This is a genomic window from Nonomuraea sp. NPDC048892, from assembly GCF_040649735.1.
GTDB classification, from domain to species: domain Bacteria; phylum Actinomycetota; class Actinomycetes; order Streptosporangiales; family Streptosporangiaceae; genus Nonomuraea; species Nonomuraea maheshkhaliensis.
In genome coordinates this window covers 52,169-65,358 of the sequence record NZ_JBEZFZ010000031.1, presented here as the reverse complement: position 1 = coordinate 65,358, position 13,190 = coordinate 52,169, and the positions used below count along the sequence as shown (strand labels likewise).

Annotated in this window: 9 protein-coding genes; 2 read left to right on the top strand and 7 right to left on the bottom strand. The window is 70.2% G+C overall.

Annotated features, from left to right (window positions below; all coding sequences use genetic code 11):
* Positions 1-16 precede the first annotated feature (16 nt).
* Genes AB0C28_RS48630 through AB0C28_RS48620 form a run of 3 tightly spaced genes read right to left on the bottom strand, consistent with a single transcriptional unit; the run spans position 17 to position 6,985 of the window.
* Positions 17-1,747 carry a ThuA domain-containing protein gene (locus tag AB0C28_RS48630; protein WP_357862255.1) on the bottom strand — a complete coding sequence of 577 codons (1,731 nt, stop codon included), beginning with the start codon at positions 1,745-1,747 and terminating at the stop codon, positions 17-19.
* A gap of 11 nt (positions 1,748-1,758) precedes the next feature.
* Positions 1,759-4,572, bottom strand: a complete 2,814-nt coding sequence (locus tag AB0C28_RS48625; protein WP_357862253.1) for a PQQ-dependent sugar dehydrogenase — start codon at positions 4,570-4,572, stop codon at positions 1,759-1,761.
* A 40-nt stretch (positions 4,573-4,612) separates the two neighbouring features.
* Positions 4,613-6,985, bottom strand: a complete 2,373-nt coding sequence (locus tag AB0C28_RS48620; RefSeq protein WP_358083169.1) for an RICIN domain-containing protein — start codon at positions 6,983-6,985, stop codon at positions 4,613-4,615.
* A gap of 288 nt (positions 6,986-7,273) precedes the next feature.
* Here AB0C28_RS48620 and AB0C28_RS48615 point away from each other — a divergent pair, with 288 nt between their 5' ends.
* Complete coding sequence (locus tag AB0C28_RS48615) at positions 7,274-8,011, top strand: FadR/GntR family transcriptional regulator (RefSeq protein WP_346105168.1); 738 nt, start codon at positions 7,274-7,276, stop codon at positions 8,009-8,011.
* 86 nt (positions 8,012-8,097) lie between these two features.
* Here AB0C28_RS48615 and AB0C28_RS48610 read toward each other — a convergent pair whose 3' ends face one another.
* From AB0C28_RS48610 to AB0C28_RS48595, 4 genes are read right to left on the bottom strand one after another with little or no spacing between them, the layout of a single operon-like run.
* Positions 8,098-9,246, bottom strand: coding sequence for a mandelate racemase/muconate lactonizing enzyme family protein (locus AB0C28_RS48610; RefSeq protein WP_358083166.1), 1,149 nt, complete (start codon positions 9,244-9,246; stop codon positions 8,098-8,100).
* Between the two features lie 25 nt (positions 9,247-9,271).
* Positions 9,272-10,099: a carbohydrate ABC transporter permease gene (locus AB0C28_RS48605; protein WP_357862247.1), complete on the bottom strand. Its 828-nt coding sequence runs from the start codon at positions 10,097-10,099 to the stop codon at positions 9,272-9,274.
* A complete protein-coding gene (locus AB0C28_RS48600) occupies positions 10,099-10,986 on the bottom strand; it encodes a sugar ABC transporter permease (RefSeq protein ID WP_357862245.1) in 888 nt (295 codons plus the stop codon). The genes AB0C28_RS48605 and AB0C28_RS48600 overlap by 1 nt, the downstream gene beginning before the upstream one ends.
* Before the next feature lie 4 nt (positions 10,987-10,990).
* Complete coding sequence (locus AB0C28_RS48595; protein ID WP_357862243.1) at positions 10,991-12,238, bottom strand: extracellular solute-binding protein; 1,248 nt, start codon at positions 12,236-12,238, stop codon at positions 10,991-10,993.
* Positions 12,239-12,387: 149 nt separating this feature from the next.
* Between AB0C28_RS48595 and AB0C28_RS48590 the strand changes: the two genes are divergently transcribed.
* A complete protein-coding gene (locus AB0C28_RS48590; RefSeq protein WP_357862241.1) occupies positions 12,388-13,158 on the top strand; it encodes a FadR/GntR family transcriptional regulator in 771 nt (256 codons plus the stop codon).
* The last annotated feature ends 32 nt before the right edge of the window (positions 13,159-13,190 follow it).

Here is a 13,190-nt window from a genome sequence, read left to right as displayed (position 1 = left end):
GTGGGGACGGACTGCTTCAGGCACGGGACCAGCGCTGGTTGCTGCCTCCGTTGCAGGTCCAGATGCGTGCCTTGGTGCCGTTGGCGGTGCCGCCGACGTCCAGGCACTTGTTCGCCCCGACGGCGGTGATCGTGCCGTCGGCGTTCAGCCGCCACTTCTGGTTGTTCTGGCCGTTGCAATCCCAGATGATCACCGCGGTGCCGTCCGCCGTGCCGGCGCCGTTCACGTCCAGGCACTTGCCGCCATAAACCCGCAGCTCACCGGCGCTGGTGGAGGTCCATTGCTGGTTCACCTGGCTGTGGCAGTCCCAGATCTGCGCCAGCGCGCCGTTGGCCTGCGAGGCGCCGCTCACGTCCAGGCACCGGTTCGAGCCCACACCACGCAGCGCGCTCGTGCCGCCCGGGTTGCTGGTCAGCTCCTTGACGCGGATGTTGCGGAAGGCCACGACGTCGCCGGGTCCGTGGTTCTGGATGCCGACATGGCCCTGCTGGAGCGAACGGACCGGGTCGGTGTTGGTGAAGTCGTTGACTTTGGCGCCGTTCAGGAACACCTGCAGCCGCTCACCCTCCACCAGCAGCTCGTAGGTGTTCCACTGGCCCGGCGGATTGAGCGCCGCGTCGCGGGCGGCGAGGTCGGCGGACTTGAACCCGTAGATGGCCCCGGTCGTCTTGTCCGCGGTGTCGGTCGCGTCGATCTGCACCTCGTATCCGGTGTTGAGCGCCGCGCCGGGGTCGCTGGTGGCCGGGAACCCGACGATCACGCCGGAGTTGGAGTCGCCGGTCAGCTTCCAGTCGAGCTTGAGGGAGTAGGAGCGGAACTCCTTGGCGTTGTGCCACAACATGCCCATGCCGCCCTGGGAGGTCAGCGTGGCGTCGCTGTTGGCGAACGATCCCGGCCCCGCCTGCGACCAGCCCGCCGTGGAGCCGTTGTACAACGTCGTGTACCCGGTCTCCGGACGGCAGTCGGCGTTGACGGCCTTGGCCGCGTACCGGATCCCGCCGACCAGCAGCGCGCGGAAGTCCGGATCGGCGTACGACTCCTGGGTGTGCCCCAGGCCGGTGTAGAAAGCACGGCCTGAGGACTGCGGGTGGCACCAGGTGATCGGATGATCGCCCATGCCACCGCCGCTGTAGCTGCTCTCGTCCAGGCTCTGCAGCACCCGGACGTTCGGGCGGGGGTTGGTGCGGTAGTTGTACCACTCGTCGGTGCGCGACCAGGTCGCCCCGAGGTGCGCGGTCGCGGCGTGCGCCCGGTCCTCGGTCCGCACGGTGGCCCGCTGGATCGCCGGATGGTTGTTGAACCAGGCCCCCACGAGCTGCCCGTAGTAGGGCCAGTCGTACTCGGTGTCGGCGGCCGCGTGCACGCCGACGTAGCCGCCCCCGCCGTCCACGTACGTCTGGAAGGCGGCCTGCTGGTCGCCGTTCAGCACGTCGCCGGTCGTGCTGAGGAACACCACCGCCTGGTACTGGGCCAGGTTGCCCGTGCTGAAGGCGGCCGAGTCCTCGGTGGCGTCCACGGCGAAGTCATTGGCCGCGCCCAGGTCGCGGATGGCCTGGATCCCGGTGGGGATCGAGTCGTGCCGGAAGCCGGCCGTCTTGGAGAACACCAGCACCTTGACGGCGGCGCCCTCGGCGGGGAGGGCGGGGAGCATCGTCGCGGCGAGGCCGATCGCCGCCGCTGTCAGTGTGAGGCGTCGCAGCGTTCTGCGGCCGCTCCCGGGTAAGGCCGAAGTCAGATGTCGCAGCATGGGTGTCCCTTTCAGATGCGGGTCCAGCGCTGGTCGGTTCCTCCGTCGCAGGTCCTGATGCGTGCCTTGGCGCCGTTGGCGGTGCCGGGCACGTCCAGGCACTTGTCCGCGCCGACGGCGGTGACGCTGCCGTCGGCGTTGAGCCGCCACTTCTGGTTGTTCTGGCCGTTGCAGTCCCAGATGATCACCGCGGTGCCGTCCGCCGTGCCGGCACCGTTCACGTCCAGGCACTTGCCACCGTAGACCCGCAGCTCGCCCGCGCTGGTCGTGGTCCACTGCTGGTTCACCTGCCCGTTGCAGTCCCAGATCTGCGCCTGCGCCCCGTTGGCCTGCGAGGCGCCGTTGACGTCCAGGCAGCGATTCGAGCCCACGCCCTTGAGCGCGGTCGTGCCGCCCGGGCCGCCGGTGGACAGGGTGAAGGCGTCCACGTCGAACAGGTAGCCCTGCCCGGCCGGGCCGCGGAAGACGAGGTACAGCGTCGTGGTCCCGGCCGGCGCACCGGCGAGGGACGCCGAGACGTCGGTGAAGACGTCCCAGCCTCCGGTGCTCACCACGGTCGCGGTGCCGAGCAGCGTGCCCGTCGCCGAGCCGGCCCGCACCTCGATCCGGCCGCCCGCGCCGGCCGAGGACACGCGGGCGGTGATCCGCGTGGCGTCCGCCAGCCGGTACGGCTGGAAGGAGATCCAGTCGCCGTCGTCGATGAAGCCGGCTGTCATGCCGCCCTCCGCCGTGGCGTGCTCGGCCGTCTGGACGCCCTGCTGGGCGCCGAAGTGCTCCGCCTGCCGGTGCCGTGGCTGGAGGATGCGGGCGCTGGCCGAGGTCAGGCCGCCGTTGTCGGTGTAGGAGGCCTCGAAGACCCCGTAGATGTTGGCCGCGGCGTCGTGCTCTCCGTCCACGGGCACCGCGATGGAGCCCGAGCAGCCGGTCCTGGAGGTGATCTGGTGGCGGTGGCTGTCGTGGCCGAGGAAGTAGGCGACGGTGACCCCGGCGCAGTCGATCGTGCCGTCCTCCGGGTCGCTGACGGTGACCTGGAAGGGCACGGTGTCGCCGAAGGAGAAGGGCTGTCCGTCGCCCGGGGTGGCGAGGGTGACCGTGGGCGCGGTGTTGCCGACGGTCACGGTCACGCTCGCCGTGCCGGTGAGGCCCTGCGGGTCCCGGACCGTGAGCGTGGCCGTGTAGGAGCCGTTCGCCGAGTAGGTCTTGGTCGGGTTCGCCGCCGTGGAGGTGGTGCCGTCGCCGAAGTTCCACGCGTACGTCAGCGCGCCGCCCTCCGGGTCGGAGCTGCCCGCCGAGGAGAAGGCCACGGTGAGCGGCGCCGGTCCTGACGTCCTGTCGGCGGACGCCTTGGCGATCGGGTTGCGGTCGGCGTCGCCGATGTACTCGATGCGGTAGAGCGCCTGGTTGTTGCTCCCGGTGCCGTAGTCGAGGACGTACAGGGCTCCGTCGGGGCCGAAGGCCATGTCCATCACCTGCGTCCCCGACCAGGGGAACGCCGCGATCTCTCCGTACCCGCCGTCCTGCTCGACCTCGATCGCCTTGATCCAGCGCCGCCCGTACTCACCGGCGAAGTACCGCCCGTCGAGCGACTGGGGGAACTTGACGGCCGAGCTCAGACCGGGATCGTAGCGGTAGACCGGGCCGCCCATGGGCGACTCCGATCCGGAGCCGAACTCCGGCGGGCTTCCCGCGTCCCCCGCGTACCGGATCCAGGCCGGCTTCGCGGCGGGCAGCGTGGCCTGGCCGGTGTTGCGGAAGGAGTTGTTGGCCGGGCCGCCCGCGCAGTCGTACTTGGGGCCGGTGGCGTTGGTGGCGAAGTTCCATTCGTTGTAGGTCTCGGCGGTGGTGTTCGTGCCCGTGCAGTACGGCCATCCGTAGTTGCCCGGACCGGTGACACGGTCGAACTCCACCTGCCCGTTCGGCCCGCGGGCCGAGTTGGTCACGCCAGCGTCGGGCCCGTAGTCGCCGAGGTAGACGATGCCGGTCGCCTTGTCCACGCTCATCCGGAACGGGTTGCGGAAGCCCATCGCGTAGATCTCCGGCCGGGTTCTCGCCGTCCCCGGCGGGAACAGGTTGCCGCTGGGGATGGTGTACGTGCCGTCGGCCTGCGGTTTGATGCGCAGGAGTTTGCCGCGCAGGTCGTTGGTGTTGGCGGCGGAGCGCTGGGCGTCGTACTGCGGATTGCGGCCGGTCCGCTCGTCCAGCGGGGAGTAGCCGGCCGACTCGAACGGGTTGGTGTCGTCTCCGGTGGTCAGGTAGAGGTTGCCGGCGGCGTCGAAGTCGATGTCCCCGCCCACGTGGCAGCACATGCCGCGGTCGTTCTGCACCCGCAGGACCACCTTCTCGCTGGACAGGTCAAGAGTGTCGTCCGTCCTCAGGGTGAACCGGGACAGATACAGCTCGCCCTTCCACTGGTCGAACTGGGACTGCGTGCCGGTGCTCGGCGCATCGCCGCTCGGCGTGCTCAGCCGCGGGGAGTAATAGAGCCACAGGTGCCGGTTGGAGGCGAAGCCGGGATCGGCCGCCACGCCCTGCAGGCCCTCCTCGTCGTGGGTGTAGACGTTGAGCCGGCCGGCCACCTTCGTGGCGCCGGCGGCGTCGGTGATGCGTAACGTGCCGTCGCGTGCCGTGTGCACCACCGACCGGTTCGGCAGCACGGCCAGCGACATCGCCTCGCCCAGCTCCGTGCCGCCCGAGGCGAGCGACACCTGCTGGTAGTCGGACGGCGGGATGTCGAGGGCGTACGCGGGGGTGGCGTCGAGCGCGAGCGCTCCGGGGGCGATCAGCGCCAGCGCGGTCAGCAGAACGCGCCACGGACGTCGGGACATGAGGGTTCCCTCCTGCGACAGGAAGACCGGTCGGACGGTGTCAGGTGCGGGACCACTTCTGGTCGGCGCCGCCGGTACAGGTCCTGATGCGTGCCTTGGCGCCGTTGGCGGTGCCGGGCACGTCCAGGCACTTGTCCGCGCCGACGGCGGTGATCGTGCCGTCGGCGTTGAGCCGCCACTTCTGGTTGTTCTGGCCGTTGCAGTCCCAGATGATCACCGCGGTGCCGTCGGCGGTGCCGGCCCCGTTCACGTCCAGGCACTTGGTGCCGTAGACGCGCAGCTCACCGGCGCCGGTCTGGGTCCACTGCTGGTTGGCCTGGCCGTGGCAGTCCCAGAGCTGGGCCTGCGCGCCGTTGGCCTGTGAGGCGCCGTTGACATCCAGGCAGCGGTTCGACCCCGCGTTCTTCAGCGCGCCGGTGCCGCCGGAAGGTGCGCCTTCGGGCCCGGCGGCGGCGATCACCGCCTGGGCGCCGGCCGGCCAGGATCCGCCGGAGACGGTGACGTTGCCGTTCACCACGTTGCCGCGGTCGCCGTTGGTCACGTTCGTGCTCCCGTTGGTGGACCAGTTGCCGGTGACGGTGAAGTCGCCCATGTTCTCGCCGTACCAGTAGTTGGCGGTGGCCCAGGTACCGGTGCTGGACAGCACGTTGTTCCTGACGGTGTAGTACCTGGAGCCCTCGTCGAAATAGACGCCGAACCAGCCGTTGGTGCGCAGGCAGTGGTTGTCGCTGATCAGCGCGCCCGGGTTCCACGAGAGCGTGTAGATGCAGCCGCCGTCGGTCATCTGACGCATGACGTCGTGCACATAGTTGCCGACGAGCCGGTTGCCGGAGGCGGTGGTGGGCGTGGTGTAGCGGGGCTGGAAGTCGTACAGGCCGCGCTGGGCGTAGTGGTCGCTGCCGCCCGGCTCGTTGGCGCCCCAGCCGTACCCGATCGACATGCCGGTGTAGGGCAGGTTGTAGACCTCGTTGTGGGACACGTCGGTGCCGGTGACGTACGTGGTCAAGACCGAGACGACGCCACGGTGGTCCAGGCCGAGGTCGTGGATGCGGTTGTGACTGACGGTGATGTTCCGGTTGACCATGCGCGGGTCGCCCGGGTGGTGCGCGTCGGCGCGCACGCCGCCGGCCACGATGCCGCCGGCGGAGCTGTGGGCGATCTCCGACCGGGTGACCGTGATGCCGGTGGCGCCCAGGCCGACCCCGCTGGCGTGCGCGTTGGCGTCGTTGCCGATGCCGATGGCGGTCTGTCCCAGGTTGACGAAGCGCGAGCCGGTGAAGGTGATGGTGTCGGCCGCGGAGACCTGCACGGCGGCGGGCATCTGGAACCAGTTCGGCCGGGTCGCCTCGAACTCGCGGCAGCCCTGGTGGCAGGAGGTGAAGGCGGGCCGGTTCCAGTCGCCGGCGATGTAGGCGCCGGTCTGCTGGTCCACGTAGCCCTGGTCGCCGCTCGGGCCGAGCCAGCTGGTGCCGGTGAAGGTGATCCCGCTGAACGTGATGTGGTGCGCGGGCGCGTCATAGGTGCCCCCGACCTGTACCAGCGACTGCAGCACCGGCAGCTCCACGCTGATGTCGGCCATGTTCTGCCCGGCGAGCGGGATGTAGGACAGGGCGCCGGTCGCGGGGTCGAGGTACCACTCCCCCGGCGAGTCGAGGAACTCGTAGGCGTTGACCAGGTAGAGCGGCCCCGCCCGGTGCGGGCTGGTGAAGGTGTCGTAGCCGAAGTTGTTGTTGCTCCAGGCGGGCTGCCGCATGGTGATGAGGTTGCCGCCGATGCTCCGCACGGGCGCGTACCGGTCGGTGAAGGAGCCGACGCTCTCCATCTCGATCCGGCCCTGGCCGGTGAGGTTGTTCAGGTAGCTCAGCGCGCCGCTGGTGAACCTCATTCCGGTGCTGCCGGCGGTGAAGTCGGACCGGTTGACGGCAGTGCGCGCCCGGGTGGCGAGCGCGCCGTCGACGTACAGCTGCCGGGTGTCGATCCCGGCTCCGACGCCGGCGCGCCAGATGTTCCTGCCGGAATCGGCCAGTGACCAGCCGGTGACCGCCCTGGCCCCACTGATGACCGGAACGGCTCCCTCCGCGGCCCGCCACGTGACCGTGTACCCGTTGGAGCCGGAGTCGGCGGCGGTCAGCCGGAGCGGTGCGGAGAGCCGGTACACCCCGCCGGCCAGCTCGACGACGATGTCACCGGACATCCCGGCGTTCAGCGCACGTACCGCCGCCTGCACCGCGGACAGCGCGCACGGCTGGGCGGAGGTGCAGGCGGTGCCGCTGCCGGACGGTGCGGCGTGGAGGGTCGTGGTGGCGGCGAGCGCCGGAGCGGGGGCGATCATGACGAACGCCGCGGCGAGCACGGCGGTCACGAGGCCGATCACGGTGGGTCTCGGCGGCGTGACGGGCGAGGGTGAGGGCACAGTCGTTCCTCCGGGGGGTGGGGGCGCCGGCCTGCCTCCCCATTACCGTCAGATCTTGAGAGCCCGTCAAGGGATTAGGCGGGCTTATCTCCTGGCTCCACGCCCGCACCCTGCGATCTCGCTGCTGCGATAGTCGTGTTCATCTGCGGTTATTCTGAGAGTGGCGCGTTTCCGCATCGATCGGTCGCGAATGAACCGTTCATATAAGTCGTACTCATCATCGGCCAAGCCTCGGGGATTTCGGTCCATCAGTCATACTCAGGCAGGGAACGGCGAGGAGGGAGCACGGTGACCGACACTCCCCGCGAGAGCGGATACCGGCCGGGCTACGAGGTGGCGGCCGAGCAGGTGCTGGAACTGATCGTCGAGCTCGGCCTGCGTCCTGGCGACCGCATGCCGACCGAGAACGAGCTGGCCCGGCGGCTGGGCACCAGCCGCACCGTGGTGCGCGAGGCGGTGAAGATCCTCTCCGCGCTGGGCCGGGTGCGCGCCCAGAAGGGCCGCGGGCTGTACGTGGCCGACGACGAGGGGATGTTCGGCTCCGGGCGCCGGGGGTCCTTCTTCCTTCCGACCGACCTCGACCACGTCTACATGCTGTTCGAGTTCCGCCAGGCGCAGGAGATGGAGACCAGCCGACTGGCCGCCCGCCGCGCCACCCCGGCCGAGCTGAGGGCCATCGAGGAAGCCGCCGCCCTGTGCCGCCAAGGCTTCGAGACCGGGCGCGAAGACCTGTTCAACGAGGGCGACGACGCCTTCCACACCGCCGTCGCCACCGCCTCGCACAACATGTTCCTCCAGGTCGCCGTGCGGGAGGCGCGCAGGCTGCAAGCGCAGTCGAGCCTCATCGGCCTGCGCGGCTCGGTGGGCGGGCACGCCGCCAAGGCGGTCGAGGAGCACGACGCGATCCACCGCGCCATCCGCGCCGGCGATCCGGAAGCGGCCGCACAGGCGGCGGCCACACACATCGACAACACCCTCGCCGACTACCGCAGGGAGATCCAGCAGCGCCTCTTCTCGGCCCGGTGAGGCGGCCGGTGAGGCGGCCGGCCCGGATCGGCGTGGGCCGCGCGCGGCTGGCGGGGCGGGTCCGAGCGGGCGGGAGCGGGGCCGGCTCATCGTGGTGACCGTGCTGGGAAGGAGTGGTCGGCGACCGCCAGCAGCCGCCGTCCGGCGTGCTCCGGCCGGACGTCGGGGCTCTCCGCCGTCCTGGCGGCCGACCGGTGGAAGGCGCCGACCGCCTGCTCGTCGACCGTGACGCCGAGGCCCGGCGCGTCGCCGAGGACGACCGCGCCGTCTTCGATGTGCAGGTCGAGGGACAGCCCGAGCGGCGGGTGCAGATTCTGTAACTCGCTGGCCAGGTGGTTCGGCACCGACGTGGCGGCGTGCAGCAGCGCGACGGGCGTGCCGCCGATCGGGCTGACCGGCAGGTCGTGCGCGTGCGCCAGCGCGGAGACCCGCAGGAAGTGGGACACCCCCCAGACGACGGCCGTCTGGACGATGTCCACGGCCCCCGCGGCCAGCAGCGGGCGGAACTGCTCCAGCCCGGTGAGGTTCTCCCCGGTGGCGACGGAGGCGCGGATCCCGCGGCCGACGGTGGCCAGGCCCTCGGCGTCCCACCGCCGTACCGGCTCCTCGATCCAGGTGAGATCCAGCGTGCGTTCGAGCTCGCAGACGTGACGGACGGCCTGCTTGCGGGTCCAGGCCTCGTTCACGTCGAGCATGAGGCCCGGCCGCGCGCCCTGCCCGGCCTCGGTCAGGACATCGCGGACCAGCATCAGGCGGCGCCGGTCGCGTTCGATGTCGAGGCCACCCTTGATCTTGGCCGCGCGGAGCCCGTGCTGGGCGTAGACCTGGTAGACCGCGACGAGTTCGTCGTCGGTCAGGCCGATGTCGAGGCCGGAGGCGTAGGCGGGCACCCGCCGATCGCGCCCGCCGAGCAGGCGCCAGAGCGGCTCACCGGCCGCCTGGGCCTTGATGTCCCACAGGGCGGTGTCGAGCGCCCCGATCGTGCCGAAGACGGCGCCGGCGTGGCCGGCCTTGAAGGTCCGCCGCAGCATGCGGTCGTAGAGCGCGGTCACCCCGCGCGGGTCCTCACCCTCGATCGCGGCGAAGACGGTGTCGATCTCCACCTGCGGCCCGAGGCCGACTCCAGTGATCCCCTCGTCGGTGTCCACAAGGACGAGCGGCACCGGGACGGTTCCGTCGGCGAAGACGCCGTTGACGTCCCCGACGGGACGGCCCCATTCCTGGACCGTCGTCATGGTGCGATACCCCGTGATCCGCATGTCAGCCTTTCGTGGAACCGGCGGTGACGCCGTCGGCGATCTGCCGCTGGAGGAACAGATAGATCATCAGTACGGGTACCGCGGCGATCAGGACACCCGAGGCGAAGGTGGGAATGTCGCCGGAGTACTGCCCGCGCAGCGCGTTGACCCCGATCATGAGGGTGCGGTGTTCCGGCGACGGCATCATGAGCAGGGCGATGAGCACGTCGTTCCAGCAGAACAGGGCGTCGAGGATGCCGACCGACAGCAGCGCGGGCGCGCCCAGCGGGAGCATGATCCGCCGGTAGACGCCGTACACCGAGTTGCCGTCGATCCTGGCCGCGTCGACGATCTCCGCCGGGATGGTCCGGTAGTGGCTCGTCATCAGGAAGACGGTGAACGGCAGATACTGGGCGACGTAGGCCAGGATCAGCCCTGGATAGGTGTCGACGAGCCCGCTGTCGGCCATGACCCGGGTGAGCGGGACCATGATCACCTGGAACGGGATGAACAGCCCGGCGAGACAGCCCAGGAAGATCATCGAAGAACCGCGGAACCGCAACCGGGCCAGCGCGAAGCCCGCCATCGACCCCAGCAGGAGCAGCAGCGCCACGGCACAGGCGACGACGACGAACGAGTTGACGAAGTAGCGCCCCATCCCGGCGCCGGTCCACGCCTCGGCGATGTTGTCCCAGCGCAAGGCGCCCGCCGGGGCAAACCGGTCGAGGACGTAGTCGCGACGGGTCTTCATCGCGACGTTGGCGGTGAACACGAGCGGATAGATCGTCGCCAGCGCGAGACCGGCCATCGGCACGGTGGCCGCCCACCTGGCCAGGCGTCCCCCGGGCATCAGTCCTGCCTTCCCGCGCGCCGGAGCAGCGTGATCTGCAGCAGCCCGACCACGAGCATGACGACGAAGAGCACCGTCGAGGCGGCGGAGGCGAGCGCCGGCCGGTTCAGCTGTCCCTGCTGATGCCAGATGTAGTACTCCGGCAGATAGGTGGCGCCCTCCGGGCCGCCGCTGGTCATGACGAAGAGCAGGCCGAACATGGACGTCAGCATGCCGATCATCGTCGTCACGAAGACGAACTGGATGGTACGGGTCAGGCTCGGGATGATCACGTGCCAGATCGACTGGCGGAGCGACGCGCCGTCCACGCGGGCGGCGTCCAGCAACGAGGAGTCCAAGGTGCTGAATCCGGCGAGGAACACCACCAGGGCCATCCCGAAGGTCGCCCAGACGTGCACGCCGACGACCGTGAACATGGCGATGCCCGGATCGCCGAGCCAGTCGACGGGGCCGGCGCCGACCGTCCCGAGCAGGAAGTTCAACGGGCCGTCGTACCCGAGCATGAGGTTGAAGATCGCGCCGACGATCACCGGTGAGAGCACGGCCGGGAAGAAGTAGACGCTGCGGTAGACCCGGTGGCCCGGCACACGCAGGTAGATGAAGGTCGCGAGCAGGCCCGGGATCGCCACGGCCACCGGCAGCAGCAGGACCAGCAGCCCGACGTTGCGCAGCGAGACGCGGAACAGCGGGTCGGCGGCCAGCTCCAGGTAGTTGCCCAGTCCGACGGGGGTGCCGTTGAGCTCGCCGTCGCCGGTGAAGGAGAAGTTGACGCCCAGGGCCAGCGGCCACAGCCGCAGCGCCACGATGATCAGCACGGCCGGGGCCACCAGGACGTAGGGTGCCAGGCGCTCCGCCAGCGCTGACGTCGACGGCTCTGCGGTCCGCACGCGGTCAGCCCTTCCGGTCGGAGGCGGCCAGCTGCTCCAGAGCCTTGTCCACGGTGGTCGACCCGCTCAGCAGCTGCTGGGACAGCCGGCCCATCACGTCGAGGGTCTTGGAGGACAGCGCCACGTGCAGGGCGGGCCTGCCGGTCTCGATCTGGGCGGTGATCGTGGCGACGGCCGGGCCGGCCTGCGAGACGTCGATCGTCGTGTCGGACACGATCGCACCGGCCTTGCCATAGAACGCCGTCAGCGCACCGGTGGAGGTCAGGGATCGCACCAGGTCGGCGGCCAGGTCGGGGGTCTTCGTCCATTTCGCGACCGCGTAGCCGATGCCGCCGTCGTACGGGAGGCTCGGAACGGCCCCGTCGGTGACGACCGGCGCCCGCATGACCCCGATCTTGTCGGGCGGCAGGAACTCCTTGAAGTCGTTCCAGTGCCCGATATCCGACATGAGGCCGATGATGTGAGCGGCCTTACCGGTCTCGAAGACGCGGAACACGTCGCTGAACATCGCGGTGGAGTTGGCGCCGTCGTTGTTGAGCCCCTTGTCGCCGACGTCCTTCCACAGCTCGAAGATCCGCTTCACGCCGGGAGAGTTCCAGTCGCGCTTGCCGGCGATCCAGTCGTCGTACTCCTTGGGGGTGAGGACACCGGATCCGAGGCCTGACAGGAAGAACTGGATGCCGAAGCCCTCTTTGTTGCCGAGCGCGAAGCAGGCGGCCCCGGTCGCCTTCTTGACGGCGGCACAGCCGCTGACGAACTCGCTCCATGTCTTGGGCGGGGCGGCCGGGTCGAGGCCGGCCCGCTCGTACAGCGCCTTGTTGTAGTAGATCGGGTGGCCCTGCAGGGTCACCGGCGCGGCGTAGACCTTGCCGTCCTTGCTGAAGGCGTCCCAGCCCGCCAGCCGGCTCTTGTCCTGGGCCACGTACGGGTCCAGCGGGAGGAGCGCGTCGGCCCGGTCGCGGATCTGCCCCCCTCCGTTGAAGAGCATGACGTCGGGCCCCTTGCCGGTCTGGATCGCCGTGCCGAGCAGGGTGTAGTACTGGTCGAACGGCTGGGCGACGAACTCGACGGTGACGCCCGGGTGCCGCTTGGCGAAGTCCGCCCTGGCCTGCTCGATGTAGGTGGCGGCGGCCGCCTCCCCGGACTTCCAGTCCCAGACCACCAGCTTCTGCTGCGGTTGCGACGCCTGTCCGGACGGTGACTCCGTCCGGGTGGCGCTTCCGCAGCCCGCCACGGTCAGTGCCACGGCCATCAGAGCCGACCATAACGTTCGCTGCTGCATCGTTGCCCGCCTTCCGGGAGCGGCCACCGGATCCGGCCGACTCGGGCAAACATAATTCGTATGACGTCTGACGGCAAGAGAGTCTCGCGTATACTGCTTGCCGGGTCAGCGGAGGCGAAATGACGGCATCGCGGGAATCGATCGGCAGTGTCCCGGCGCAACCGGCCTGGGTACGCCGCCCGGCGAGTCTGGCCAGAGCGGTGACGGCCGAGCTGGTGGAACGCATCGTGCGCGGTGTGCACCCGCCGGGCACCTCGCTGCCGCCCGAGCCCGCCCTGTGCGAGGCGTTCGCCGTGAGCCGCACCGTCGTGCGCGAGGCGGTGAAGATCCTCCAGGAGAAGGGGCTGGTGCAGGTCCGCCAGGGCTCCGGCACCATGGTGACCCCGCCGGCGACGTGGGACATGCTCGACGAGCTCGTCCTCACCGCGACCATCGCCGAGGACGAGAGCCTGGCGATCCTCGACGACCTCGTCGTCACGCGGCGCGTGCTGGAGTCCGACATGGCCAACGTCGCCGCCCGCCTGGCCGGGCCCGACACCATCGACCGGCTGCGCACCCTGGTCGATGGGATGGACGAACTCGTGGACGACCCGGTCACGTACGCCGAGAGCGACCGCGCCTTCCACGACACGATCATGCGGGCGTCGGGCAACCGCATCGCGCGTGGCGTCGTGCGGTCGCTGGAAGGCCAGGTCGTCAACACCGCCCGCTACCTGGGCCGGACCGAGCGGGCCCTGTGCGTGGCCTCGAACCAGGGCCACCGCCGCATCTACGAGCGCGTCGCCGCCCACGATCCCGAGGGCGCCGCCGAGGCGATGTTCCAGCACATCACCGAGGCCTGGATCGTGCGCCGCGACGGCACGGCCGACCCCGTCCGCCTGCGGCGCTAGCACGATCGTCCCCGGCGCACCGGCGTGAAGGC

Coding starts and splice junctions, on each gene's coding strand:
- AB0C28_RS48610 (WP_358083166.1), bottom strand. CDS start 9,246: ATGACGACGGTCCAGGAATGGGGCCGTCCCGTCGGGGACGTCAACGGC.
- AB0C28_RS48605 (WP_357862247.1), bottom strand. CDS start 10,099: ATGCCCGGGGGACGCCTGGCCAGGTGGGCGGCCACCGTGCCGATGGCC.
- AB0C28_RS48590 (WP_357862241.1), top strand. CDS start 12,388: ATGACGGCATCGCGGGAATCGATCGGCAGTGTCCCGGCGCAACCGGCC.
- AB0C28_RS48595 (WP_357862243.1), bottom strand. CDS start 12,238: ATGGCCGTGGCACTGACCGTGGCGGGCTGCGGAAGCGCCACCCGGACG.
- AB0C28_RS48630 (WP_357862255.1), bottom strand. CDS start 1,747: ATGCTGCGACATCTGACTTCGGCCTTACCCGGGAGCGGCCGCAGAACG.
- AB0C28_RS48625 (WP_357862253.1), bottom strand. CDS start 4,572: ATGTCCCGACGTCCGTGGCGCGTTCTGCTGACCGCGCTGGCGCTGATC.